The organism is Sphingorhabdus sp., from assembly GCF_029865925.1.
Classification (GTDB): Bacteria; Pseudomonadota; Alphaproteobacteria; order Sphingomonadales; family Sphingomonadaceae; genus Sphingorhabdus_B.
Map to the genome: position 1 here is coordinate 1 of NZ_JARXAI010000069.1, position 25,957 is coordinate 25,957.

The 25,957-nt window shown below is 54.9% G+C and carries 29 protein-coding genes; 18 read left to right on the plus strand and 11 right to left on the minus strand.

Features of this window, described 5'->3' with window-relative positions; translation table 11 throughout:
- The 3 genes from QE270_RS07045 to QE270_RS07055 form a co-directional block, all read left to right on the plus strand.
- Window positions 1-721: hypothetical protein (locus QE270_RS07045; protein WP_300037230.1), on the plus strand; the 721-nt coding region annotated here is incomplete at its 5' end.
- 83 nt (window positions 722-804) lie between these two features.
- Window positions 805-1,401 (plus strand): cytochrome c oxidase subunit 3, encoded by a 597-nt coding sequence (locus tag QE270_RS07050; RefSeq protein ID WP_300037233.1) that lies wholly within the window; start codon window positions 805-807, stop codon window positions 1,399-1,401.
- Window positions 1,401-1,661 (plus strand): cytochrome C oxidase subunit IV family protein, encoded by a 261-nt coding sequence (locus QE270_RS07055; RefSeq protein WP_300037312.1) that lies wholly within the window; start codon window positions 1,401-1,403, stop codon window positions 1,659-1,661. The genes QE270_RS07050 and QE270_RS07055 overlap by 1 nt, the downstream gene beginning before the upstream one ends.
- A 342-nt stretch (window positions 1,662-2,003) precedes the next feature.
- Here QE270_RS07055 and QE270_RS07060 read toward each other — a convergent pair whose 3' ends face one another.
- The gene (locus QE270_RS07060; protein ID WP_300037235.1) at window positions 2,004-3,107 is read right to left on the minus strand and encodes an NAD(P)-dependent alcohol dehydrogenase; all 1,104 of its coding nucleotides are present in this window, start codon (window positions 3,105-3,107) and stop codon (window positions 2,004-2,006) included.
- 345 nt (window positions 3,108-3,452) lie between these two features.
- On the opposite strand from QE270_RS07060, the gene QE270_RS07065 reads away from it, so the two are divergent.
- The 3 genes from QE270_RS07065 (at window position 3,453) to QE270_RS07075 (ending at window position 6,438) form a co-directional block, all read left to right on the plus strand.
- On the plus strand, window positions 3,453-4,112 hold the full coding sequence (locus QE270_RS07065) for a 2Fe-2S iron-sulfur cluster-binding protein (protein WP_300037238.1): 660 nt from the start codon (window positions 3,453-3,455) through the stop codon (window positions 4,110-4,112).
- Window positions 4,113-4,175: 63 nt separating this feature from the next.
- Window positions 4,176-5,615 carry an aldehyde dehydrogenase gene (locus QE270_RS07070; RefSeq protein ID WP_300037241.1) on the plus strand — a complete coding sequence of 480 codons (1,440 nt, stop codon included), beginning with the start codon at window positions 4,176-4,178 and terminating at the stop codon, window positions 5,613-5,615.
- A gap of 49 nt (window positions 5,616-5,664) precedes the next feature.
- Entirely contained in the window at window positions 5,665-6,438 is a 774-nt protein-coding gene (locus tag QE270_RS07075; protein ID WP_300037244.1) for a tyrosine-protein phosphatase, read from the plus strand.
- A 184-nt stretch (window positions 6,439-6,622) separates the two neighbouring features.
- Here the strand turns inward: QE270_RS07075 and QE270_RS07080 are convergent, their stop codons facing one another.
- The 9 genes from QE270_RS07080 to QE270_RS07120 are packed head-to-tail and all read right to left on the minus strand — an operon-like array spanning window position 6,623 to window position 15,068.
- On the minus strand, window positions 6,623-7,783 hold the full coding sequence (locus tag QE270_RS07080; RefSeq protein WP_300037247.1) for an enoyl-CoA hydratase-related protein: 1,161 nt from the start codon (window positions 7,781-7,783) through the stop codon (window positions 6,623-6,625).
- A gap of 18 nt (window positions 7,784-7,801) precedes the next feature.
- Complete coding sequence (locus tag QE270_RS07085; RefSeq protein ID WP_300037250.1) at window positions 7,802-9,172, minus strand: AMP-binding protein; 1,371 nt, start codon at window positions 9,170-9,172, stop codon at window positions 7,802-7,804.
- Between the two features lie 5 nt (window positions 9,173-9,177).
- Window positions 9,178-10,107 (minus strand): 3-keto-5-aminohexanoate cleavage protein, encoded by a 930-nt coding sequence (locus tag QE270_RS07090; protein WP_300037253.1) that lies wholly within the window; start codon window positions 10,105-10,107, stop codon window positions 9,178-9,180.
- 12 nt (window positions 10,108-10,119) lie between these two features.
- Complete coding sequence (locus tag QE270_RS07095; RefSeq protein WP_300037255.1) at window positions 10,120-11,361, minus strand: acetyl-CoA hydrolase/transferase C-terminal domain-containing protein; 1,242 nt, start codon at window positions 11,359-11,361, stop codon at window positions 10,120-10,122.
- An 18-nt stretch (window positions 11,362-11,379) separates the two neighbouring features.
- Window positions 11,380-12,174: an enoyl-CoA hydratase-related protein gene (locus QE270_RS07100; RefSeq protein ID WP_300037258.1), complete on the minus strand. Its 795-nt coding sequence runs from the start codon at window positions 12,172-12,174 to the stop codon at window positions 11,380-11,382.
- Window positions 12,175-12,192: 18 nt separating this feature from the next.
- On the minus strand, window positions 12,193-12,951 hold the full coding sequence (locus QE270_RS07105) for an SDR family oxidoreductase (RefSeq protein WP_300037261.1): 759 nt from the start codon (window positions 12,949-12,951) through the stop codon (window positions 12,193-12,195).
- A gap of 18 nt (window positions 12,952-12,969) precedes the next feature.
- Window positions 12,970-13,530 (minus strand): MarR family transcriptional regulator, encoded by a 561-nt coding sequence (locus tag QE270_RS07110; protein ID WP_300037264.1) that lies wholly within the window; start codon window positions 13,528-13,530, stop codon window positions 12,970-12,972.
- A 3-nt stretch (window positions 13,531-13,533) separates the two neighbouring features.
- Window positions 13,534-14,703 carry an acyl-CoA dehydrogenase family protein gene (locus QE270_RS07115; RefSeq protein WP_300037267.1) on the minus strand — a complete coding sequence of 390 codons (1,170 nt, stop codon included), beginning with the start codon at window positions 14,701-14,703 and terminating at the stop codon, window positions 13,534-13,536.
- Window positions 14,700-15,068 carry a hypothetical protein gene (locus QE270_RS07120; protein WP_300037270.1) on the minus strand — a complete coding sequence of 123 codons (369 nt, stop codon included), beginning with the start codon at window positions 15,066-15,068 and terminating at the stop codon, window positions 14,700-14,702. Before QE270_RS07120 ends, QE270_RS07115 begins: the two co-directional genes overlap by 4 nt.
- Window positions 15,069-15,195: 127 nt before the next feature.
- Here QE270_RS07120 and QE270_RS07125 point away from each other — a divergent pair, with 127 nt between their 5' ends.
- From QE270_RS07125 to QE270_RS07180, 12 genes are all read left to right on the plus strand, one after another.
- The gene (locus tag QE270_RS07125) at window positions 15,196-16,635 is read left to right on the plus strand and encodes a hypothetical protein (RefSeq protein ID WP_300037273.1); all 1,440 of its coding nucleotides are present in this window, start codon (window positions 15,196-15,198) and stop codon (window positions 16,633-16,635) included.
- A gap of 2 nt (window positions 16,636-16,637) precedes the next feature.
- A complete protein-coding gene (locus QE270_RS07130; protein WP_300037276.1) occupies window positions 16,638-17,831 on the plus strand; it encodes an acetyl-CoA acetyltransferase in 1,194 nt (397 codons plus the stop codon).
- Window positions 17,832-17,842: 11 nt separating this feature from the next.
- Window positions 17,843-18,295, plus strand: a complete 453-nt coding sequence (locus QE270_RS07135; RefSeq protein WP_300037279.1) for a MaoC family dehydratase — start codon at window positions 17,843-17,845, stop codon at window positions 18,293-18,295.
- Window positions 18,292-19,158 (plus strand): CoA ester lyase, encoded by an 867-nt coding sequence (locus tag QE270_RS07140; protein ID WP_300037282.1) that lies wholly within the window; start codon window positions 18,292-18,294, stop codon window positions 19,156-19,158. The genes QE270_RS07135 and QE270_RS07140 overlap by 4 nt, the downstream gene beginning before the upstream one ends.
- A gap of 9 nt (window positions 19,159-19,167) precedes the next feature.
- The gene (locus tag QE270_RS07145; RefSeq protein WP_300037285.1) at window positions 19,168-20,346 is read left to right on the plus strand and encodes an acyl-CoA dehydrogenase family protein; all 1,179 of its coding nucleotides are present in this window, start codon (window positions 19,168-19,170) and stop codon (window positions 20,344-20,346) included.
- Window positions 20,347-20,363: 17 nt separating this feature from the next.
- Complete coding sequence (locus QE270_RS07150) at window positions 20,364-21,269, plus strand: SDR family NAD(P)-dependent oxidoreductase (RefSeq protein ID WP_300037289.1); 906 nt, start codon at window positions 20,364-20,366, stop codon at window positions 21,267-21,269.
- On the plus strand, window positions 21,266-22,201 hold the full coding sequence (locus QE270_RS07155) for a nitronate monooxygenase (RefSeq protein WP_300037291.1): 936 nt from the start codon (window positions 21,266-21,268) through the stop codon (window positions 22,199-22,201). Before QE270_RS07150 ends, QE270_RS07155 begins: the two co-directional genes overlap by 4 nt.
- Window positions 22,198-23,193, plus strand: a complete 996-nt coding sequence (locus tag QE270_RS07160) for an NADP-dependent oxidoreductase (RefSeq protein WP_300037294.1) — start codon at window positions 22,198-22,200, stop codon at window positions 23,191-23,193. Before QE270_RS07155 ends, QE270_RS07160 begins: the two co-directional genes overlap by 4 nt.
- 28 nt (window positions 23,194-23,221) lie before the next feature.
- Complete coding sequence (locus QE270_RS07165; RefSeq protein WP_300037297.1) at window positions 23,222-23,389, plus strand: hypothetical protein; 168 nt, start codon at window positions 23,222-23,224, stop codon at window positions 23,387-23,389.
- Between the two features lie 9 nt (window positions 23,390-23,398).
- Entirely contained in the window at window positions 23,399-23,554 is a 156-nt protein-coding gene (locus QE270_RS07170; protein WP_300037300.1) for a hypothetical protein, read from the plus strand.
- Window positions 23,551-23,697: a hypothetical protein gene (locus QE270_RS07175; RefSeq protein WP_300037303.1), complete on the plus strand. Its 147-nt coding sequence runs from the start codon at window positions 23,551-23,553 to the stop codon at window positions 23,695-23,697. Before QE270_RS07170 ends, QE270_RS07175 begins: the two co-directional genes overlap by 4 nt.
- Window positions 23,698-23,957: 260 nt before the next feature.
- Window positions 23,958-24,680, plus strand: coding sequence for an SDR family oxidoreductase (locus QE270_RS07180; protein WP_300037306.1), 723 nt, complete (start codon window positions 23,958-23,960; stop codon window positions 24,678-24,680).
- 217 nt (window positions 24,681-24,897) lie between these two features.
- Here the strand turns inward: QE270_RS07180 and QE270_RS07185 are convergent.
- Window positions 24,898-25,957, minus strand: a 1,060-nt coding sequence (locus QE270_RS07185; RefSeq protein WP_300037309.1) for an AMP-binding protein, incomplete at its 5' end; no start/stop codon positions are given.

The following is a 25,957-nucleotide window of genomic DNA, read 5'->3' on the forward strand; positions in this document are numbered from 1 at the left end:
AGCAATCGAGCGTGGCCTCGCATGGTGTGGGCCGCTGTTCGTAGTTAGCATTATCTACACTTGGGGCATCATGGGGCATAACATCCCGCCACCTAACATGATGGCGATGACGCCAGATCAGCTCATTTCGGAATATTACGGTAAATATCCAGAAATTGGTGCTGGCATGATCCTTAGCGCCACGTTTGGCTTATTCTACACCATTTGGTCCTGCCTGTTGGCATCATTGATGCGCGATGAGCATGGCAATGTTGGTGCGCTCAGCTTCATCGAACTGGCCGGCGGTATCTTGACCGGATGGCTCTTCGCATTCTGCTCCGCCATGTGGGCTGCGTGTTCGATTCTAACGGGTCAGGTTTCACCAGAGATTATCAAGATGGTGCACACCATGACGTGGTTCATCTTTGATTGCACTTATATGATAACCACGATCCAGATGTGTGCATTGGCGCTTTACACGATCTTGAACAAGAAACAGACGATGTTCCCAGCCTGGGCTGGATGGGTGTCGGCAGCAATCGGTATCGGCTTTGTGCCGCTAATATTTATGCCGTTCGTAACCGACGGTCCGTTCATGGTCGCAGGGCTTTGGAATTTCTGGATCATCTTCACTGGATGGATTTTTGCATTCTTCGGCGTCTATAACTTCTATGTGCTGAAGCATGTTTACAAATCAACCGCAGACCAAGCAGTCGCAGCTGGAAGGCTAGCAACAGTATAAGGTTGAGGGTAATTTGTAGCGGCTCGGCCCGGCATAGACCTTTGGGACTGTGCCGGGCTGTCGCATTTCAGTAGGGGGAACCGATGCAATCCAACGAGTTTCGAAGCGACATTTCCGATCACGAGGACCATCCCGGGACGAGCGGGATTTGGACATTCGTGTTCATCGATATGGTTGTCTTCTTTCTGTTCTTTCTGGTATATATTTCCGAGCGATTGCGCCTTCCTGATATATTCTCAGTCTCACAGCGGCAGCTAGACCCTCTCACGGGGCTTGCAAGCGCCCTATTTCTTTTGACCAGTTCATGGTGCATGGTTGAGGCGGTACATGCGACCCGCCGAAATGCTGAGCGCGCGGCAGCACTTTATCTGAATTTAGCGCTGCTCCTCGGCGCATTGTTTGCCGGCAACAAGTTGATCGAATATTCAGATAAGATTGCGCTCGGCCTTTCGCCGGTATCGAACGGCTTTTTCACCTTCTACTTCCTAATTACCGGCCTGCACTTCATCCATGTGATTGGTGGCATGGTTTTCATGGGGCACTGCCGAATGCGTTTATCGACGGAGCTAGGCAGCAAAAATTTTCGCAAGAAGATGGAGAATGTCGGGCTGTTTTGGCATTTTGTAGACGTGCTGTGGCTGTTCATCTTTCCAATGCTTTATCTTGCGGGAGCAAAATGATGCTAAAGTCTCAAACTAAGCCGAGTGCCATATGGCTAATACTAATGGCTCTATCGTTATTTTCGACATTCGTTGCTGAGGGTTCAAAGCATGCGCTTTATGCTATTGGTGCAGTTTTTATTATCGCCGCTGTAAAAGGCGATCTTGTGATCATTCATTACATGGAGGCTCGGCATGCCGCACCTCATTGGCGGTTCATGTACCGCAGTTGGCTGGTCGCGATGGTAGTGCTCCTTATCGCCGGTCATGTCATTGGCTAGCGATTAAATAAGATTCTCCATAAAGAAGCCAACTGGTAATTGTCGGGTGACGGCAAACTCTCTGCATTCCTTACATTTAAACCACGGCCTCTTGCCGCTGTAAGATCGGGTGACTGGTGAGACATTCACTTCATAGCATTATACCAAGCTGCGCTGAGGATGACTCAGATTTGAGATTCCCAATCGGTTGAAAGTCTGATTCTATGTTGTTCTTCATTTGGAGGAGGTGACATGGGAGCATCAATTAGCTTGCGGGATGATTTTAACGGTGCTTCGTTGAGGCGGTTACCATAAATCGGCGATCCCACTGCACTGACCCGCACTAGGAGCAACGATTACGCGTCAGAAGAGCAGTACCGGCTTGACCGCACTGCCGTTTTCCGACGCAGCGGCGGCCTCGTTGATGGCGCTGAACGGGAAGGTCTTGATCAGCCGGTCGAAGGGAAATCTACCTTCCCGGTACCAAGCGAGCATCTGGGGCACAAAGACCTGCGGGTCGGCGTCGCCTTCTGTGATGTATTTGATGATACTACCGCGGACCAGCAGGCTCATCATGTTAGCGGGCAGCATCGCTTCGGGCGGTGGCACCGCGATCAAGCCCAAAGTACCGTGCGGCAGCATTGTTTCTACCGCCACCGCAATGACCGCCGGGATGCCGGTGGTATCCAAGGCATGGTTAACCCCAGCGCCTCCGCCGAGTTCTTTCACTTTCGCCAGTACATCGTCGCACTCTTTCGGGTTGATGATATGCGTTGCACCAAGCTCCAGCGCCAGTTTTCCGCGTTCAGCATTGGGTTCGATCACGATTACACTGCCAGCTCCAATGGCACGTGCGCCAAGTAAAGCCGAAAGACCAACGGCGCCGCCGCCAAAGATAGCCAGCGACTGGCCGGACTTTATCTCCAGGGATAGGACAGCGGCACCGGCCCCGGTTTGGACGCCACAGCCCAATGGTCCCAAAATTTCGAGCGGTAGGTCCTTATCCACCTTTACCGTGTTCCGTTCGTGCGCGATTGCAAGGCTGGCGAAGGATGACTGGCCAAAGAAATTGCCGTGAATGACTTCATCGCCCCTCGACAATGACGTCGATCCGTCTGCAAGACGGACGCCTGCAAAATTATAGGCAAGGAAATTATGGCAATAAGCGGGAAGATGTTCGTTGCAGGTTTCGCAATCTGCACAGCTATCAAAGCTCAGCACGACATGATCGCCTACAGCCAACCCCTTCACATCGGGGCCGATGGCTTCAACCACGCCGGACCCCTCATGGCCAAGCACGATCGGCATCGGCACAGGAAAGCCATCGCGGGCGACAAGATCGGTATGGCACATTCCAACGCCGACGATACGTACAAGCACTTCGGCCCCAGTCGGGCGTTGCACTTCGACATCCTCGATCAGAAAAGGTCCGCCGATATTGCGGATGATTGCTGCTGTAGCTTTCATTTTTTCTCTCCAAAAAATCAATAACGGGTGCGGATAGCATCGCGATTTCAGGTGGAATAAGTTCGGCTCAACTTCATGTGCTGCACGCCGTTACCGGTCATCCTTTTGAACGTCGCGCGCATGCAGGCATTCTGCTGGGTATTTGAGGTATGTACTGACGGAAACAAAATAAGCTATATCCGAATCATGTCAACCTATTTACTACTTTTGAAGTTATTCGAATGTGGCGGAGATTACTCTCGTTCCGTAAGGTAACCGCAAGGGACTTCGCCGAGCAGATTTTGCGGGCTCTTTAAGAATGCTGCGCAAAATGGATAATCGGTTTAGGGTCAACGGAGCTGCATAATGAGCTGCATTAGATCGTTATTCGGAAAGGCGGAACCACAAAAGGTTCCGGTCAATGCGTCGGGATTGCAGCTTATGGTTGCGCTCGACGAAACCATACTTGAACAAGCGCTGAAGGTAGGATCGCCGTGTCCACATTATTGCACTGTCGGCACTTACAGAACCTGCCGGACAAATCTGATTTCGGGTAAGGTCGATGCGATTACGCCCTTTGGCTATGCGCTCAGCAGGAGAGGTCTTCAGGCCGGTTATATTCTTGCCTGCCAGGCCGTTCCAAAAACCGAATTGGTCGTCGAAGTCGAATTGCAAACGCAGTCAGAAGAGCATGTTACTGCGACAGCCAAGCTTGCCGAGACAATGCCGCTGACGCACGATACTATGCAGTTTGTTTGGGAAACTAATTTGCCAACGCATTATCGCGCGGGCCAATATCCCAACATGTGTCGGAAAGGGGGCCAAGTTCACCGGTCCTATTCGCTGACCACCGCGCCCGAGAAATTCGGTCAGACAAGGCTGGTAACGTTCATTCGGCACGCACCCGGCGGTGCGTTTCGACGCCCTATAACATCCGGGACCCAACGCCCATGCCTATCTTTGCGGTCCACCCGCGATAATCGATGCAGCGATGCCCGGACTGGCGCGGCTGGGCGTGCCGCTTGATGCAATTTTCTGCCACAAATTCAACGATACCAGTATGATACAAAATTTTTTAGGAGAGATACAATGAGCTTAGACCGAACTGCATTCTTCATCGGAAACCAATGGGTCAAACCTTCGACCCACAAGGTTTTCGAAATCATCAATGCCTCGACAGGCGAACGCATCGCGACCGTTCCCGAAGGCGTTGAAGCCGACATTGACGCCGCGGTTGCCGCCGCTCGTACCGCCTTTGACAAGAGCGGCTGGCCGCAATTATCCCCGGCGGAACGCGCCAAGGTCATGCTGAAATTCATGGAAGCTATGGCGAAGCGCGGCCCGCAACTGGCCGAAGCGGTCAGCATGCAGAACGGCATGCCGGTCAGCCTGTCAAACATGCTCGAAGCCCAGTTTCCGGCCGGATTGCTCCAATATTATGCCAGCCTTGCCGATGGATTGTCGCTGTCCGAAAGCCGCCCGTCGCAAATGGGCAAGGAAACGCTCGTCGAGAAATCAGCCATTGGCGTTGTCGGTGCGATTGTGCCGTGGAATTTCCCTGCCACCCTTGCGTTCAGCAAGATCGCGCCTGCCATGCTGGCGGGCTGCACTTTGGTAATCAAGCCTTCGCCCGGTACTGTGCTCGACAGCTATCTCGTCGCCGAGGCGGCGCTTGAAGCAGGCGTTCCGGCGGGCGTCATCAACATCGTCGCGGCGGACCGTGCTGCGGGTGCGCATCTCGTCTCGCATCCGGAAGTAGACAAAATTGCGTTTACCGGCTCGACCGCGGCAGGACGCAAGATTGCGAGCGTCTGTGGCGAGTTGTTGCGTCCGGTCACGCTGGAGCTCGGCGGTAAATCAGCCGCTGTATTGCTCGAAGATGTCGACCTAAATGCGTTCCTTCCGGGTATTCCCATGGCAAGCATGTTAAACAACGGGCAGGCATGCTACAACGCCACGCGGATATTGGCTCCGGCCAAACGCTACGACGAAATTGTCGGCGCTGTTGCTGGCATGGTTTCCACACTTGTGATTGGCGATGCGATGGATGCGGGCACACATGTCGGGCCAATGGCCTCGGCTCTCCACCGGGAACGCGTCGAAGGCTATATTGCCAAAGGTAAGACAGAGGCGCGGTTGGTCGCAGGCGGGGGTCGCCCCAATGGTCATAATCGTGGCTGGTTTGTCGAGCCGACGGTCTTTGCCGATGTCGATAATGGAGCCGTCATCGCGCAGGAGGAAATCTTTGGCCCCGTGCTTTCGATCATCAAATATCAGGATGAAGACGAGGCAGTGCGGATTGCCAATGACTCGATATTTGGTCTGGGCGGTTCGGTCTGGAGCTCCGACAGCGCGCACGCAACCGATGTTGCCCGCCGAGTCGATAGCGGGACCGTGGGCGTAAACGGTTATATGCCCTCACTCGGTTCACCATTTGGCGGCGTAAAGGGTAGCGGCATGGGCAGCGAATTCGGACCTGAAGCCGTCAATGGTTATATGCGGACAAAATCGATTTATGTAATGGGCTGATGGCACCCTTGAAGTGGGAAGTTGGTGACTAGCAAAGGTTGCTGGATTGATGACGGAAAGCAGAGTGCTTCCATTGGGAGGCATACATAATTTTCGCGACTATGGCGGCTATCGAACGCTTTCCGGAGCTGTGATTCCACGCGGGCGATTATTTCGTTCGGGGCATCTTAGCTATGCCACGAAAAGCGATATTGACCGGCTTTCGGCAATCGAACTTGACCTAATAGTTGATTTGCGCAGCGACGTTGAACGCAGAACTGATCCAAGCTTGGTCGGGCCCGTCGCAGGCGGCATACTCGCCTTTATTCCGGACGCACACGGCGAAACACCGCATTTGTCGTCGACATTTTTAGGGCTTTCAACCCGTCAGGAAGCAATCAATGGAATGAAAGAAATCTATAGCAGCCTGCCGTTCAATCCCGCCAACCAATTGTCCTTCGGGCTGTATCTCAATAGCCTCGCGGAATGTCAGTCGGCATCATTGGTGCACTGCTTTGCGGGCAAAGACCGGACGGGTTTAACCGTTGCTTTATTCCACCAGCTGATGGGGGTGTCTGAAAATGATATCTATCAGGATTACATGCTAACCAATGCCGCTGGGGATAACCGTATGAACGATGGGATTGCCGCTTTGCGCGCGAAATATGACCTCGATCTGAGCGACGAGGTGTTGGAGGAAGTCATGCTTGTCCGCCCCGAATATCTGGCGACCGCATTTGCGCAGATGAGTTCACGGTTTGGTAGCATCGAAGATTATATCGTAAATGGCTTGGGCGTCTCACCAGGCAATATTCGCCAGTTACGCGCTGAATATTCAGAATAGTCCTTGCTCTCCAAAACCAATGAAACAAAAAATGCTGAGGCCAATAGTGCTTCAGCATTTTTATCCGCTACAAAATCAAGCCGCAGCCATTTTCCCTGCATTGGGCTCTTCGTGAAACCAGTCAGGCCAGCCTGCTGCGGACTAAGCCGCTGATGCGGCACATCCATTTCGATAGGCCATACGGTCAGTCAAAACCCCGAACAGCGAAACTGAAGGGGCCGCCCAAGTAAGACGGATAGCCCGTCTCTTTGACGACGGCGTAATCGGCGAGGCGCAGCTCGTCAGAAGTGTGCTTCTCACGCCACGGCAAGACGGCTTCGCTGATTGCGCACAATACCACAGGGTCGCCTCTGTCTCCAGCTACAGCTTGAACCGCAGCAACAACGTTGGAGACAAATGCTGGTAACGCATCCCTGCGCTTAAGCCGGTCATAATCGGTTTTACCAAGGAAAAGGGTTTGTATCATGTTCCGGGCCTCAGGCCGCTGGATGAGATGTGCAAAGATTGCCATCTCGCTGCGGATTGCCCCTTCGAAGGTTTGCGGCAAGCCATATTGAACACAATCGAGAATGGCGATCGGCGCAGGATAGAGGGGGTCTGCTTTTGCGCGCAGTGGCGCTAAGATAACGTCAATCTCTGGCGTTGACGGCAAAACCCAATCAACTCGATCCCACGGCTGCAGTGCATCGGCACAAGACAGCAACCAAGCTTCCGCGCGTGCCACCTCTTCGCCCGGCTTGGCCAGTTCGTGCGCCAGCCCTGCATTGAGCGCGGCTTGACCGCTCAAACGAGCGCCTTCAAGCAAGATCGGGAGGCAGGCTTTAAGGCCGACCAGCCGCGGCAAACGCTGCGTTCCTCCAGCCCCTGGTAACAAGCCGACGAGCGATTCAGGCAAACCAAGTCCGATTTTAGGATCATCCACCAGCACGCGGTAATGCGCACCCAATGCTAACTCACATCCGCCGCCAAGGGCAAGGCCCGCTATTGCGGCGGCAACGGGCTTACCCGCCGTTTCCAAAGCCCGAATGGCTTTGCTGAGTGGGAAAAAAAGCTCGAACGCCACATTAAAACGGTCCTGCAACGGTGCTTCCATTATCATATCATAAGCAACGCCAAGTTCGGTCAGGTCCGCGCCCGCACAAAAGGCATTATCCTTGCCCGAGCGGATGACGACGCCCTTTACGTCGGCCCCCGCCAACCAAGCGGCAAATGCGCCGAGTTCGTGAATGGCCGCATTAGAAAACACATTCATCGTCCGCCCAGGGCAATCGAAAACGAGATGGACAAGTCCATTCGCCTGAAATTCAAGCCGGAACTGTTCAAGAGTTGGCGGGGTAACGGTCATTATACTTCCTTCGGCAGATCACTGTTTGCGGAACTTGCCCGCGTCATCACGGACTGCGCTTGCCTGTATGGTTAGCGAGCGCGGGTGCTTGGCACGCACAAGATAGTTGGAAAGGAACGCGCTTAGTTCTTCAAGCGAGAGTGTTTTGCGTTGCATTTCAATAACGGCATGGACGATTTGTCCCATGTCAGCGTCAGGCTTTCCCTGCACCGCACAAGACACAATATCGGGATGCCGGGAAATCGCTGCCTCGACCTCTGCCGGCCAGATGTTGAGGCCCCCCGAAATGATCAGATCTACGCGTCTGTCCGCCAGATACAGATAGCCTTCTGCGTCGACATGGCCGATGTCGCCAACCGATTCCCATCCGTCAGCGGTGGCGCGACGTTCTGCGCCGATGTAGCGATAGCTGGATTTTGGGCCACCAGCGGGCATAGCATAAACCTCGCCGTCAATGCCGGTTGGAACTTCATTTCCCCGCTCGTCCAATATCCGAAGCCGGGCCCCTCCTGTCGGCTTACCAACCGATCCGGAATGTGTGAGCCAATCGCGGCCGCCAATCCAACAACGAACCAGCCCTTCGGTCGCCCCATATACTTCCCAGATATGGTCGGCACCCATCCAGTCTATCCACGCTTGCTTTAGCCACGGTGCCATGGGTGATGCGGTATGGACCACCATGTTCCAGCATGAAAGGTCAAAACTCTCGCGGTAAGGTTGAGGCAGACGCCAGATACGGTGCAGCATAGTGGGCACCATGATCGACCATTGAATGCGAAGATCATCGATCAATTGTAGCGCAGCCTTTTCCTCAAACCGGTCCATCATGCAGACAGTACAGCCCTTCCAAAGCGCAAAAATCGCTGAGCTGAACGAGGCATTGTGATAGAGCGGGCCTGGCACCAGCACAGGAGCATTTTCGGGGATACCAATAAAGTCCATGCCATCTGGAAAAGCAGCAGGCCGTCCATCTACAATTACTTTGGGCTTGCCCGTACTTCCGCCGCTGGTGCATGCTTTCCATGATGCAGCAACGTGAATAGGTGGCAACATAGCCATTGCACAATCAGGAGCATCTGTTGGCACAATATACGCCCGCGGTTGCATTACGTCCAAAATCGCATCGCGTTCAAAGGCGGGAAGCTTGCCAGAAATCGGTGCGGGTGTAGCCCCTGCTTTGTAGATGCCAAAGGCTATGGCGATGAATTCCGGGCCATTAGGCCGTGAAAAGGCAACGAGATCATCTGGCTGCACGCCTTTGCCGATCAGCCAGCTAGCCCATCGAGTTGAACGCGTTTCAAGCTCGCCGAAAGTCCAACGCTCCGCACCTTTAACCAACGCGAGGCAGTCCACCGGATGGCGTGATGGTGTTTCGGCAAGCGATAGCATATTCGTCAGAACGCGACCTTATCGCCGCCTTTTAGGGAGAGAATATCGCGGGCTTCATCGGGGGTAGCAACGGACAGCCCAAGCCCTTCGATGATCTGGCGGACGCGTGTCACTTGTGCTGCATTGGTTTGGGCCAGTTCACCCTTACCAAGCCAAAGCGAATCTTCCAGGCCGACGCGCACATGCCCGCCCATCGAAGCTGCCATCGCCGCTACCTTCATTTGGGCAGCTCCTGCGGCCAGCACCGACCAGCGGTAATTATCACCGAACAAACGGTCGGCTGTGCGCTTCATGTGCATCACTTCATCGGGGTGCGAACCAATCCCTCCCAGCAACCCAAAGCAGGTTTGAATGAAAAGCGGCCCTTCGACCACCCCTTCCTGCCAAAAGTAATAGAGATTATGCAGGTGCGCGGTGTCGTAACACTCAAACTCATAACGCGTTCCAGTCTTGTTGAGCGTGTCAAGCGCGTAGCGAATGTCTTTGAAACTGTTGCGAAACACCAGGTCATGCGACGCTTCGAGCATCTCAGGCTCCCACGCATGTTTGAATTCTTTGAACCGTTTGAGCATTGGGAAGAGGCCGAAATTCATCGATCCCATGTTGAGGCTGGCAACCTCGGGCTGCAGCGTTTCGGCGGGTTTGACGCGATATTCAACGGGCATATAGGGTGAAGCGCCGGTGGTGATGTTCACGACAACATCCGAGCGTTGCTTAATGACCTGAAGGAACGGCGTGAAATCCTCAGGCGTGTGAACAGGATGTCCGTCAACCGGATCCCGCGCATGGAGGTGGACAATCGCGGCCCCCGCCTCTGCTGCGCCCAGAGCAGACTCGGCAATCTCTGCCGCAGTCACGGGCAAATAAGGCGACATGGACGGCGTGTGGATTGATCCGGTAATCGCGCAGCTGATAATAACCTTGTTCGTGGCCATATTGAATTCCTATTAAAGTTTTTTGGCGTAGTCGGTCCACGCAACTTGAAGGAGGTCACGATGCGGTGGGGAAGCGATGCCTATCAACACTTCGGCGCGCATCGCGTATGTCTTGTCACGCAGATCGGCGACGCCGTGTTCGGTCACCACGAGGTCAATGTCCATCCGGCCCATTGACACGGCGCCCGCGCCAGCGCCCGGTGCAACAATCCTGCTGACGGTACCGCCGGCGGCGGATGCAGGCAAGGCGACGATCCGCAAGCCATCGCCTAGACGCGCGCCGCGGGCAAAATCAGAGGCGCCGCCGGGGCCGGACATCAAGCCTTTAGGCGTTAGCTCGGCGTAGGCCTGCCCCAAAAGATCGACTTCGATTGCGGAATTTATGGTCACGAGATTGTCGATTGCGGCGTGCGCCGCCAACCCATGTGTGACCGACACAGGTCGGAACTGGAAGGCTGGGTTTGCAATGCCTGCATATAGCTCCGCACTGCCAATCGCGACGCCAACAATTGCGGACGGCGCTTCTGCCATTGCGCCCGATACTACGAGTTCAAGCAATCCGTCACCCATCAGGCCGGTATGCACACGCAGATCGTTATGGCCAGTCAGACCGCGCATCACAGCGTCGGGTATTTTGCCTAGGCCAGTTTGCAATGTTGCGCCGTTACAGATGTGAGGCACAATATACGCGGCGATGGCTTCTGCAACAGGATCAGGCGCCCCACCTAGGCTTTCTAACAAAGGCTGGCTGGACTCAAAATATGCCGTGATCTCGTCAAAAGGAATGCCATTATCCCCCGGGGTGTGTGGCATCAGCGGGTTGATATGCGCAATGCGTACCGGAATATCGCGCCACAGATCGGCGATGAACGCCACTTCGCTGCCGAAACTGCAATTTCCGTTTTCGTCGGGCGGGCTGCACATGAAAAGCGCCGCATTTGGTTGGCGGTGACGGTAGAGGCTCAGGATATCCTGATAACAGATCGGAAGAAACTCCACCTGTTCGCCAGCCGCCTTCAGCTCTGGCGTCATAAAAAAGGTGAGCACGCTGCAATCGGGATTGGGAAGCCAAGTCCGGCGATTGAGACCGGGAACGAACACGCCGCTAAAGGTCATCGCGCCCAGATCATCGCCTGCCGCCATTACGGCATCCGCCAAAATCCCTGATTCAGCCGAACAGGATGACACAAGCGTCAATCCGCCCGGAGGCAAAACATCCGCCAAATTGGCCGGGTCAAAGCGGATAGCTGTCATTGTCCCGGCCCTTTGCAATCACTTCACATATTTATGAAAATCAGGCTTCCGCTTTTCGGTAAAGGCGCGGACGCCTTCTTTCGACTCTTCGGTATCGTAGAATAGCTTGACGGCATTCAACGCCATCTGGCTAATCCCGCGGATATTCTCGCTATCAGCGTTGAATGACCGCTTGGCGAGCGCGAGCGCAGTGGGCGAACGTTCGGCCAAAGTATCGGTCCACGCATTGACGGCCGCATCAAGTTCCGCTGCGGGAACGACTTTATTGACCAAGCCCATGTCCGCAGCCTGTTGCGCCGTGTACATATCGTTTAGGAACCACATTTCGCGTGCTTTCTTGTCGCCGATATGCCGAGCGAGTAGTGCCGTGCCCCAGCCGCCGTCAACCGAGCCAACCTTTGGTCCAACTTGGCCAAATTTTGCGGTATCGGACGCAATTGTCAGGTCGCACAATGTCGCAAATACATTGCCTCCTCCAATCGCAAATCCGTTAACGCGTGCGATGACCGGCTTGCCTATATCGCGGATGATGGATTGCAGTTCGTCAATCGGGAGGCCGACGATACCGCGTCCGTCATACTGGCCTTCATGCGCCGACTGGTCACCACCAGTGCAAAATGCCTTGTCGCCAGCGCCCGTCAACACGACCGAAGCAACCTGCTTGTCATCAGCTGCAAGTTTGAACGAAGCGATCAGTTCTTCAATGGTTTGCGCACGGAACGCATTATACAGCTTCGGGCGATTGATGATAATCCACGCCGCCCGGCCACGGACTTCATAGAGTACATCTTCAAATGTGCTTGGATCGATCATATCAATAACTCCATCAAATCAAATCATGTTCATGCCGCCAGCGATCGAGATCGTCTGGCCAGTCATGAAGGAAGCATCATCCGACGCGAGGAACGCGACCATGCCGCCATAATCTTCGGGTTCTCCCATGCGGCGGAGCGGAATCCCACGAACCATCGCGTCTTTCCATTTGATTGCCGCTTCACCTTCGCCAAGTACACTCGCCATCATTGGCGTGTTGGTAGGACCGGGGCAGACGACGTTAAGTAGAACGTTATTCCTTGCCAGTTCACGCGCGACCGATTTGGTAAAGGCTATCACGCCGCCTTTGCAGGCCGAATAGACGGCTTCGGTGCTCGTCCCCACGCGGGCGGCATCGGAGGCGATGTTGATAATACGTCCGCCGCCACGCGACACCATCAAAGGGGCAACGACGTGGTGCGTGTTGAGCGGGCCATAGAGGTTGATCGCGATAATCTTGTCCCACAAGGGTTTGTCCGTCTGAAGGAAGTTCTTAGGCAAATCCCAACCGGCATTGTTGACCAGCGTCCAGATCGGGCCGAGATCGGCTTCGACTGCATCGACCGCTGCTTTGATCGCGTCATAGTCGGTTACGTCAACCGTGTAAGTTTTGACCACCGCATCGCCTGCAAGCGCCTCGGTTTCCGCGCCAGCATCGGGGTTCATATCAAAAAGAGCAACTTTGCATCCTTCTTCAGCAAGGCGCAGTGCGATGCCGCGACCAATCCCCTGTCCGCCGCCGGTTACAATCGCCACTTTGTCTTTCAATCCGCGCAACTTAAATCTCCTAAAATTTTATTCGAGAATATTGATATCCGCCCGGTCATCGTCCGCGTCATCGCTGTCGACCATTTCGAGCAAAGTGTTTTTGAGCGCCAGCAACGTGTCCGCCGCCTGATGGAGGTCGGCTTCGGGGATCTTTGTCAAAATGCCGACTTCAACATTTTCAACATTCTCTCGAATTGTAGCAATCAGCTTTTGACCGGCCTTGGTCAGATAGACACGACGCGCTCGGCCATCTTTCGGATCGGCGCGGCGCTCGACTAGGCCTGATGCCTCCATCCGGTCGAGCAATCCACCGATGGCCACCTTTGTAAGATCAAGGTCTGCGGCCAGCGCAGTCTGTGTCATGCCGTCGCGTCGCGACAGGAAAGCGAGAACCCACCATTGAGAGCGCGTGATGCCGAGCGGCTTGAGCGCACGGTCGACAATGATGCGGCGTAGACGCGATACGTCGTGGATAAGAAAGCCAAACCGGAGGCTAGAGTTAAGATCTTTTTGCACAGGTTTACCTTCAACAATTATTGGACGGCCATCATTAGGTGAAAGTGCATCCAGATCCAGCACCGAATTCATATTTCAGGCTGTTGATCGGCCCTTCAGCCGTCCTTTGAACATATCGCGCGAAATAATCATCTTCATAACTTCAATCGAACCGCCAGCAATTTTGACGATCCGGGCATCGGCATAGGCTCGGCAAATCGGATATTCCCAGATGTAGCCCCAACCGCCAAAGAGCTGCAGACATTTGTCCACTGCTTCGCAGTGCAGCTCGGATGTTGTCATTTTCGCCATCGCAGCGGTCACTGGATCAAGCTTACCATCCATGAACAATTCGATGCATTTATCGGTAAACACACGCGCCATTACCGAGCGCGCCTTCAAATCAGCCAGCACGAACTGTGTGTTCTGAAAATCGGCGATTGTTTGATCAAAGGCTTTGCGCTCCGCAGTGTAATCGACCGTCCACTGGATGACGGTTTCAGTGACTGTTGCAGAACGGATCGCCTGAGCAAGCCGTTCCTGAGGAAGCTTGCCCATCATAACGCCAAAACCGCCGCCCTCCTCGCCCAGCATATTCGACGCCGGAATGCGGACATTTTCGAAGAACAGCTCTGAGGTATCCTGACCCTTCATGCCAAGCTTTTCGAGATTACGACCACGCTTGAAACCGGCGCGGTCGCCTTCGACAATAAACAGCGTGACCCCTTTTGCGCCTGCAGCGCTGTCGGTTTTCGTGGCAAGAACAAGAATGTCGCAGCTTTGGCCGTTGGAGATGAAAACTTTCTGTCCATTAATGACAAACTCGTCGCCCTCTCGAACCGCCTTGGTGCGGATCGCCTTCAAGTCGGACCCCGCATGCGGTTCGGTCATACCAAGCGAACCAATCGCCTCTCCGCTGACCATTTTAGGAAGCCAATACGCCTTTTGTTCAGGCGTCCCGTGCGACAATATGTAGGTTGCGACCAAATCGGTATGGATGAGGAAGCCGGGGGCACTTGCGCCGACTTTCCACAATTCCTCAAACAGGATGACATCGAACAAATAATCGAGACCAAGACCGCCATATTCGGTTGGCACCGTGCAGCAGAGCATTCCCTGCTCACCGGCCTTTAGCCAAAGCGAGCGAGGGACAACGCCGTCCTTTTCCCATTGATCATGAAAGGGCACAATTTCTTTTTCGACAAAACGGCGCACCGTTTCGCGCCACATGTCATGTTCTTCCTTAAATAACGTACGCTCGATCATGCACGGTTGGCCTTGTCTCTTTGTGTGGGTTCCTGAATGGCTTCGCATGCAGCCTGCCATTGTGCATCGGTCAAACCCGAGAGATCAACAAAGGTACCCGGTTGGGCGAGCTGCCGGCCGCCATTAATCGCGATAGCCTGGCTATTTGTGTCATCACAGCCATTGGACTTCAGAAAGATGATTAAGTTCTGTAATTCCTGCATCTCGCCACAGCGGCCAGGCGGAACCGTATCGAAGCTGAGTGCGGAACTTTGCACATCGGGGATAGGGTTCAACTTTCCCCATACACTTTCGTGCGGGAATGGGCCGGGTACGGTCGGGCGGGTGCCATATTTGCCCCATTCGACCACCAGTGGCATGCTCATAGGTCATCGATCCTCAAAAGATTGAGCGCTCATTGGTATTTAACGCTATGTATTGTGAACCTGTTTACAAGTTTCTCGAAAGCTGTCAAGAATTACATATCAACGAAACATACCGAACAGGATGATCATGGGACAGGATACGGGCAAGCGGGGAATTGCAAGCGTTGGGGGCTATCTCCCCTTGCTCCGTCTCGACCGGTCTGCTGCATCCAAGGGATTGCAGTTTTCTGGCCTTGGTGGACGTAATGCAGGATACCGCTCGACGGCGGGATGGGATGAAGATGCGCTGACAATGGCTGCGGAGGCTTCGAGACATTCTACCTCGACGGTTGCGCCAACCCGGATTTGCTTCGCGTCGACTTCGTCACCCTTTATTGAACGTGGCCATGCGTCTATGTTGCTTGAAGCGTTGGCGTTGCCTGCTAATGCCCGCACTATCGACGTATCGGGCAATCGGCGGTGCGCCGTATCTGCACTTCTTGATGCGTTATTGGGGCAGGGAGATACGCTGATTGCGTCTGGTGAAAAGCGGCCAGTCAGGGCGGGTAGTGCTTTTCATACTGCGTGGGGCGATGGTGGCAGTGCAGCTGTCGTGACGGATGATGGCGGCGCTGCCCTGATAGGCTATGCCAGTCTTGCGCGTGATTATGTTGATCTGTATTCGTCACGCGAACATCCGACGCCCTATGCGTGCGAAGAACGCTTCGTAAAAGAAACTGCGACGCGTGATGTTATTGCGCCCACCATTAAAGCGGCGCTTGCTGATGCGGGTGTGACGTCAGCAGACATCGCTCATGCCGCTATATGCGAGCCATTGCCGGGTATGTGGCGGGACATCAGCAAAGCAACTGGCATCACCGCGCCCAATCATGCAAGCGACCTGAGTGCCGCCGCTGGTGATCTCGGCGCAGCGCATCCGCTGTTCGCGCTCGCACTCGCTTTGGACGCAGCTCAGCCGGGCGATATAATACTGCTCGCTGGATTTGGCAGTGGTTGCGATACTTTGATATTTAAAGTGATCGGAGCGGTGGCTGGAGCAGCAAAAGCACGCGCCGCACTCACACAAGGCCTGGTTTTCGCCGACTATGTGCGGTTTCTCTCACTCACCGGAACAATCGATCTGGACTGGGGCATCCGGTCCGAATTCGAGCAAAAGACCCAAGCAACGGTGCTGGAACGCTATGGCCGCGACATGATCGGTTTCATCGGTGGACGCGATACGAAAGGCAATGTCCAGTTCCCCAAATCGCGAATCCCCGTGCGTCCTGATGCTGATGGCCCCGAACCGATGGAGGATATGCGGTTGGCCGATGTGCCTGCAAAACTCGTTTCGGTGACCGCAGACCGGCTGAACTTCACGCCAGACCCGCCTTTCTGGTTTGGTCTAGTTCAGTTCGAAAACGGCGCGCGGGTGATGATGGAATTCACTGATGCGGACGCCGATGGCTTTAAGGTGGGGGATAGTGTGTCGATGCGGCTGCGGATTAAATCGCGCGACAAAAGGCGTGGCTTTCGGACCTATTTCTGGAAAGCCGCCCCTGCTCTCCGCCCGATAATGGAGGCGTAAATATGGCCAGTGGGATCAAAGACCGCGTTGCCATAATCGGCATGGGCTGCACCGTATTTGGTGAATTGTGGGACAAAGGGCCCGAAGACCTGATCGTCGAGGCGTTTGAAGAAGCGTTGGCTGATGCGGGCATTGCGCGCGGACAGATTAACGCCGCGTGGGTTGGTAATGCGCTGGACGACATCAATATCGGCAACAGCGCGCTCCCGCTTGCGCATGCGCTGCGTCTCAAATCCATCCCCGTGTCGCGCGTTGAGAATATGTGCGCGACCGGCACTGAAGCATTACGCGCAGCCACTTATGCCATTGCCGCAGGAGCGGTCGATTTCGCCGTCGCGCTAGGTGTCGAGAAGCTTAAGGATACAGGCTATGGGGGCTTGCCGCTGCGCACCAAAGGTCTCGCGAATGACCTATGGATGCCTTATGGATCAGCGCCGGGAACCTTCGCGCAATTGGCCGGGGCTTACACCGCGCGCCACGGCGCGTCGTCCGAAGACCTCAAGCGCGCAATGGCGCATGTCAGCTGGAAGAGCCACCGGAACGGTGCGCTCAATGCCAAGGCGCATTTACGCAAAGCGGTGGATATGGAAACGATATTGAACGCTCCGATGATTGCCAATCCGCTCGGGCTATTCGATTGCTGCGGTGTGTCAGACGGTGCCGCCTGCGCGATTGTAACAACGCCTGAAATTGCCAAGGGTCTTGGCATTGCCAATCCGGTGACGGTTAAGGCAATTCAATTATCGGTAAGCCATGGCTGGGAAGCAAGTTATCATGAATGGGATGGCTCATCTATCCGCAACACACAAGAAGCCGCTAAACGCGCATATGCCGAAGCGGGGATTTCCGCTCATGACCTGTCGATGACCGAAGTGCATGATTGCTTCTCAATCACCGAACTGGTTACCATGGAAGATCTAGGCCTATCAGCTGAAGGCAGCGCCATATTCGACATATTGGATGGCCGCTATGACAACAACGGCGCGATGCCGTGCCAAACCGATGGCGGATTGAAATGCTTCGGCCATCCGGTTGGTGCTTCGGGCCTGCGGATGGCATATGAGGTTTATAGCCAGCTTTTGGGCCGCGCGGGCGACCGACAGTTGGCCAATGTAGATTTCGGCCTTACGCATAATCTGGGCGGGCAGCCCGCCAATAGCGTGGCGGCTGTCTCTATCCTCGGACGACTAAATTAGGGAAACAGACAATGGCTGGACTTTACTTCGACCAATTCGAGATTGGGCAGGTTTTCAAACATGAAATCCGCCGCACCGTCACCGACATGGACAATATGCTGTTCTCGTCGCTGACGTACAATCCAGCAGCGATCCATATCGACCATGAATATGCCAAAGGCACCGAGTTCGGCAAACCGCTGATGAATTCGATCTTTACGCTCGGCCTCGTCATTGGATTGTCGATTCAGGATACCACGCTCGGCACCACAATCGGCAATCTGGGCATGACGGATACGACATTTCCTAAGCCTGTTTTTGCGGGGGACACGATCCGGTCCGAAACGAAGATTGTCGAAAAACGCGAGAGCAAATCGCGCCCGACGCAAGGTATCGTGACGTTCGAACATATCGGTCTTAACCAGCGCGACGAGGTAATCTGTCGCACTGTACGCGCTGCGCTGATGATGAAGGCGCCAGCATGAAATTAAGGTCGATGCTGTTTGTCCCAGGCGACAGCGAAAAGAAATTTGCCAAGGCACGCGCGACGGCGGCTGATGCATTGATCCTTGATCTGGAAGATTCGGTTGCGCTTGAACAAAAAGCCACTGCGCGCGACCATGTCGCTTCGCTGCTCAACGATAACACCCCGAGGCGCTGGTCGTTTTTCGTGCGGCCCAATCCATTCGACACCGGATTGACCTATGAGGATCTAGCAGCGGTTGTGAAACCCGGGCTTGGTGGCCTGCTAATACCCAAGGCCGATGGGGCACATGATATCGCGCGTATCGCCGAAGAATTGGACAGACTGGAAGCAGCCGCTGGAATGGAAATCGGCACCGTTAAAATTGCAGTCGTTGCGACCGAAACGCCGATCGCGATGTTCAATCTGGCAAGCTATACCCCGCCCCATCCGCGCTTGATTGCGCTCACCTGGGGCGCGGAGGACTTGGCCGCAGCCATTGGCGCAACGGGCAACAAGGAAGATGACGGTCAGTGGACTTCGCCCTATCAAATGGCGCGCAATATGTGCCTGTTCGCATCGGCTGCAGCAGGCGTGTTGCCGCTCGATACGCTTTACGCCAATTTTCGCGATGCCGAGGGCCTTGAGGCTGATTGCAGACGCGCCAGGCGCGACGGGTTTCTGGGCCGCATCGCTATTCATCCTGATCAAGTAGACATCATCAACCGCTGCTTCACGCCGTCGGATGCTGAAATTTCAGAGGCCCGCAAAATTGTAAATGCCTTCGCCGCTCATCCGGGCGCTGGTACGCTCGGCATCGATGGCAAGATGTTCGATATACCCCACTTAAAGGCAGCGCAAAAAACGCTCGCCTCAGTAAATTAGGAGAAAAAAATGTCCGCATCCCGTCCCCTACCGACCGAAGATGATCTCAATGTCATTCGCGAAGGCGTTCGAGCCGTATGCTCGCATTTTGGTGATAACTATTGGCTCGCCCGCGATGATGATGGGAAATTTCCGCATGAGTTCCACCGTGCCATGGCCGAAGGTGGCTGGCTCGGGATTACCATGCCTGAGCGATATGGCGGGTCGGGCCTTGGCGTCACCGAAGCCACGGTCATGATGAACGAAGTGTCGTCCCACGGTGGCGGCTTTGCAGCCGCATCGACCATCCATATCAATCTGTTCGGACCACATCCGATTGTGGTGGAAGGCACGGAGGAGCAAAAGGCACGGTGGGTTCCGCGTCTAGTGTCGGGCGAAGACCAATGCTGCTTCGGTTTTACCGAGCCCGACGCTGGTCTCAACACGACGCGCATCAAAACCTTCGCCGAAAAAGTTCCTGGCGGCTATATCGTGCATGGCCAAAAGGTCTGGACCTCGACCGCGCAGGTGGCGAACAAGATTATGCTACTAACGCGCACGACGAAATATGAGGATTGCGATAGACCAACCGACGGCATTACCATTTTTTACACCGACCTCGACCGCAGCAAAATCGACGTAAACTTAATTCCGAAAATGGGCCGTAAAGCGGTCGATTCGAACGCGATCTTTATCGACGGCTTGTTCATCCCCGACGAGGACCGGATCGGCGAAGAGGGCAAAGGTTTTGGCTACATCCTCCACAGCCTTAACCCCGAACGCATACTGATTGGCGCTGAAGCCATCGGCATAGGCCGCGATGCTTTGCGCCGTGCCACGCAATACGCCAAAGACCGCGTGGTGTTTGATCGCCCCATCGGGCAAAACCAGGGCATTCAACACCCGCTTGCTGAAAAGTGGATGTATCTCGAATCTGCATGGCTCATGTGCGAAAAGGCCGCCCGCCTATACGATCAGGGATTGCCGTGCGGTGCAGAATCGAACGCCGCCAAATTCCTCGCAGCCCGCGCATGCCATGATGCCGCCTGGCAGGCAGTCGCGACGCATGGTGGCTTTGGCTATGCCAAGGAATATCATGTCGAACGGCTTTACCGCGAATCCGCATTGACTCGGCTAGCGCCGATTACCGAACAGCTGATTATGAGCTTCATCGCTGAAAAGGTGCTTGGGCTTCCAAAAAGCTATTGAGGGACAGGGTTATGGGAATGATGGATGGCAGAGCCGTTTTGGTCACGGGCGCGGGTCGTGGGGTCGGGCGAGGCATTGCGCTGGAGTTAGCAAAGGCTGGGGCAGCGGTAGTGGTCAATGACCTAGGCGTATCGATTACCGGGGAGAATGCCGAGGGATCGCCAGCAGAGCAAGTTGCCGCCGAAATCAAGGCACTGGGCGGCAAGGCTGTCGCTAATCATGACAGCGTCGCCGACTGGGACGGGGCTTGTGCTATGGTCAAATCCGCAGTCGATAATTTTGGACGAATTGATGCGGTGGTAAACAACGCAGGCAACCTGCGCGACGTCTATTTCCATAAGATGAGCCCCGAAGACTTTGATGCGGTAATTGCCGTACACTTAAAAGGAAGCTTCAACACCAGCCGTGCTGCCGCGCCATTTTTCAAAGAGCAGGGTTCGGGCGCTTATGTTCACATGACATCGACCTCGGGCCTTGTTGGCAATTTCGGACAGGCCAACTATTCAGCCGCAAAGCTTGGTATTGTGGGCCTCTCTAAATCCATTGCGCTCGATATGCAGCGTTTTGGCGTGCGGTCTAACGCGGTTGCGCCGTTTGCATGGACGCGAATGATCGACTCGATCCCTACCGACACGCCCGAACAGCAAAAGCGCGTCGATGGGCTCAAAAAACTCGATGCTAACAAAATCGCGCCGTTTGTTGTCGCCTTGTGCAGCGATCAAGGTGCTAAAGTTACCGGCCAGATTTTCGCCGTGCGTAACAACGAGATTTTCCTTTTCTCCCAACCACGTCCGATCCGCGCGGCGCACACAGCAGATGGCTGGACTCCGGAAACCGTGGCGGAGCGAGTGTTCGATCAGTTCGCCAAAGACTTCTATCCACTAGATCGTTCGGCAGACATTTTTACATGGGATCCTGTATGAGCGTTGCGTCTGATCTTCGTTCCAAACTTCGCATACCGGTCATGGCTGGGCCAATGTTCATCGCCTCTACAGCAGATCTGGTCATCGCCCAGTGCAATGCGGGTATCATAGGCTCAATGCCTGCGCTCAACCCACGTTCTACCGAGGCACTGGGTGAAGATGTGGAGCGCATAGCCGCAAGTGTCGCCAACATGCCTTATGCCATCAATCTGGTTGCACATGCCAGCAACTCCCGATTGGAAGCCGACCTCGAGGTTGTCCTGAAATACAAGGTGCCGATCGTCGTGCTGGCACTGGCTGCCAATCCCGATTTGGTTAAACGGCTTCAAGACAACGGCAGTCTGGTGTTTCAGGACGTCATCAAAAACCGCCATGCGCAGAAATGTGCGGAAATGGGCGTTGACGGGATCATTGCGGTTGCCGCAGGCGCTGGCGGACATACTGGTGATCTCTCACCTTTCGCGCTGGTACAAGAAATCCGCGAGTGGTGGGACGGATTGCTTTTGCTCTCCGGCTGTATCGCCAATGGCCGGTCTGTGCTGGCAGCCGAAGTGCTCGGCGCTGATTTGGCCTATATCGGTTCGCCGTTTCTGGCTTCAACCGAGGCAAATACGCAAGCCGGTTTCAAGCAAATGATCGTCGACGGTGCGGCGGCTGACATCGTTACCACAAATTGTTTTACCGGGGTCGACGCCAACTTCCTGCGACAGTCACTAATAGAAAATGGTCTTGACCCCGCCAACCTCAAACGCGCTGAAGGCAAAGGCATCAACATCGATGGCGGCGGCGAAAATGCTAAGGCATGGAAAGAAATCTGGAGTGCTGGCCAGGGCATTTGTGTGGTGAAACACGCCGAGCCCGCGACGGCCTATATCGACCGGCTCGCTGGCGAATATACAGCGGCGCGGGCCTGGTTGGGCATGAAGGCGTGAACCGGCAAGTCATCCTGACGTCGCGGCCAACTGGTGTGGCGCAAGCTGAAAACTTCGCGATTGTCGATGCATCGTCCCTGCCATTGGCCGACGGTCAAATCCGTATCCGCAACAGATACCTGTCGGTCGAGCCCGCGATGCGCGGCTGGATCGCCGACACCGGTAACTATTCCGCGCCAGTAGCGATTGGCGCAGTCATGCGTGCGCTTGCCGTAGGTGAGGTGGTAGAAAGTATGACAGAGAAATACCGTCCAGGGGAGCTTCTCGTCGGTTGGTTCGGGTGGCAAGATGAGGCGGTCGTTGAACAATCCGATATTGTGCGCCAGATAACCGAAGTTGATCTGCCGCCGTCGCTGGCGCTTGGCATTCTGGGGATTAATGGCGTAAGCGCGCATCTTGCTTTGACGCTGATAGGTGAGCCTACGTCTGGGGATACGGTGCTGGTATCAACCGCCGCAGGTGCGGTCGGATCTGCTGTTGGCCAGATTGCACAGATTTTCGGTTGCAGGACAATTGGTATAACCGGCGGCTCCGAAAAGGTCGCGCAGTGCACCGAACATTTCGGATATGATGCCGCGCTGGATTATAAAGCGGCCAATTTTGCCGGGGCGCTGGCCGCCGCATGTAGTGACGGCGTGAATGTCTATTACGACAACACGGCAGGCGCTATCAGTGACCTAGTCTATCCTCATCTATCGGTTAATGCGCGCGTAGTGATATGCGGAACGGCAGCAATATCTTCATGGTCGCCGTGGCCAGATGGACCGCGTGTCGAGCGTCATCTCCTACTCAAACGCGCGCGGATGCAGGGCTTTGTCATTTTTGACCATATGGACAAATATGAGGCGTCGGTGGCACAGCTCGCTGATTGGGTTCGCTCGGGCCGGCTCCGCTATCAAGAAGATATCTTAAACGGGCTGGATACTTGTCCCGATGCATTGGCGGGGCTGTACCGCGGCGAGAATAAGGGTAAGCGGATCATTAAGCTTTAGTAGGGCGAGCAACATATCAATTAGAAACATGGTTTATATTGCGCTTTCGCTTGTCTCGGTCGCCTGGGCTTGGTCTTGGGGTTTCCAATGGATGGCGGGCGGCGGCAACTTGCTAAACCTGCCGAGCTTTTTCCTTGATAGCGATAATTCGGGCAGCGCTGCCGCGTTTCTTGCCATCGACATTGCGGTCGTCTAGGCTGCCTATATGATCTGGGTTGAGGGCGATGCCACGACGATTGGATTGTGCGCAAAGAATGGCTGGATATTCCTCCCGCGCCCCTTCCTTGGCACCTACTTCGCCTTCCCGCTTTATCTCGTCATGCGCGAACGGCCTCTTGCAAAAACTGGCCAGATTACATGAACCTCGACGTCAGCCGCGCCGAGCTTTTTGCCGAGCGTCGCTGGCAGAAATCCTTTCGCTGGCTGCGTAAAAATGCGCCGGTGCATTACTGCCCCGATAGCAAACACATTCTATATTGGTCAGTTTCCCGCTACCAACCGTGAAGGGGGCGTGTTTGCTAACACCGACCAGCTTGACATACAGCGCGAAAATGCGCGAGGACATCTATCTTTCAGCTACGGGGTCCTCCGCTGCCTCGGCGCGCGTTTGGCAAGGTTGCAAGTGCGATTCCTCATGGAAGAAATGGCCGCGCGGCGGATGCGGTTCGAGGTGCTTGAGGAGCCGGTGCATTTCGCACACAGCTCTGTGAACGAGTATGAAGCGATGACCGCCTGGGCATCCCATTATTGAAACGGAGAGTGATATGACCTCGGTAAGCCTGAAAGGTAGTAAAGTCGCAATCATCGGCGGGACATCTGGCATTGGCCTTGCGGTGGCACAGGCGGCAGTTGCAAATGGTGCATCGGTAGTCGTTGGGTCGCGCAACGCCGAAAGGGTGAATGCTGCAGTCGTCACGCTTGGTGTTTCGGCGACCGGTCAAATACTGGACCTGACCGACGAAGCCAGCGTTGCGGTGTTTTTCGAACAAGTCGGCCCGTTTGACCATCTGGTCTATACTGCTGGTGATTGGCAGCGGCGCAAGACCAACATCAATACCAATTTTCACCTTGCCGACGCACAGGCTGGCTTCGACGTGCGCTTTTGGGGAGCCATACTGGCCGTGAAACACGCCATTCCTCATATCGCGCTGAACGGATCGGTAACATTGACAGGGGGTGTGCTTGCGCATCGCCCGCAAAAGGGTTCAGCCCTTTCCACCGCTATCGCGGGCGCTGCCGAGCATTTGATGCGGGGGCTGGCAGTCGATCTGGCACCAGTGCGCGTCAACCTTGTCGCCCCCGGTCTAGTCGCGACTGACATTTGGGCGCGCCTGCCAGACGGCGCGATGCAGGCGATGGTTGATGGCCAACCCTTGCCGCGCCCGGGCCTGCCAGCGGAGGTTGCGGAGGCTTATATGTATTTCATGCGCGGGGCTTATACGACCGGACAGGTCGCCATCGTCGACGGTGGACGCTTATTCATGTGACCGGGCGGGCTTTGGCAAGCCATATATCGGCGGCGTCAGCGGTCGCGGTTCAATATGTCCATACCCTTGATCGCTCATATTCGGCGGTATGTGTAAAAGGGCGGAGTCGCAGGTGGCAGATTACCGCCGATTCATCGCCAGAACAGCACAAACAGCACGACAAGCGTCGGACCTCACCAAGCGCAAATCCATTGCTAATTCAAGTTTTGCGGTTCGGTCATGCAACGCTCCGCCCTTCATTGCCCCAATAGATCGCCCTCAAATCCTTCTTCGATACTTTGCCAGATGGGACCAAGGGAAAAGCATCAACGAAGTCGACGCTCTTTGGTACCTTATAGGCAGCAAGCCGTTCGCGGCACCAAGCGATAAGGTCGTCCGGGATCGCGCCGCCTTCTTTGGCGATAACGATGGCCTTCACCGCTTCTCCCCATCGCAGATCTGGTACCCCTATGACGGCGACGCCGGCGACGTCCGGATGCGTCGAAAGAACATTCTCAATCTCGGCGGAATAGATGTTTTCCCCGCCTGACACGATCATGTCCTTCGCGCGATCAACGATGTAATAAAGCCCTTCGGCGTCACGGCGGACAATGTCGCCGCTGCGATACCAGCCATTTTGCAGCGCTGAAGCCGTCGTTTCGGGTTGTTGCCAATAGCCTTTGGTGATGGCCGGTTGGCGAATCAGCAATTCGCCGGGCACGCCGTCCGAAACCTCGTTGCCTTCCGCATTGACGATACGAAACTCAACCAAAGGTAACGGGCGTCCGCAGCTTTGCAGTTTTGCTTCGTCATTCAAATCATGTTCGTCTGGCCGCAGAATCGAGGAGGCCCCACCAGCTTCTGTCGAGCCATAGAATTGCATAAACTTGCCCGGCATATTGGCAATTGCGCGCTTAATGAGTCCCAAAGAAATAGGTGAACCGGCATAAAGAGTAAGTCGCAGCGAAGAAAAGTCCGTCGCCGCTGAGCCGGGATGATCGAGCAGCATTTGCAGCATTGTCGGGGTTAGTGTCAGCAAAGTTGGCTGCAAAGCGGTTAGCGTTTTTAACACCAAAGCCGGATCGAACTGTCGAACGATAATAATCGACACGCCATTATATAGGCATTGCAGCGTGATTCCCAAATGCAGCAGATGAAAATTTGGCAGGGCATTGATGAAGCTGTCGTTGCGATCCCAATGATAGGCTGGCTCAAAATGTTCGGATAGCCGCATCATGTTGGTGCCACGGTGCGACAGCATCACGCCCTTTGGCCGCCCCGTGGTACCCGACGTATAG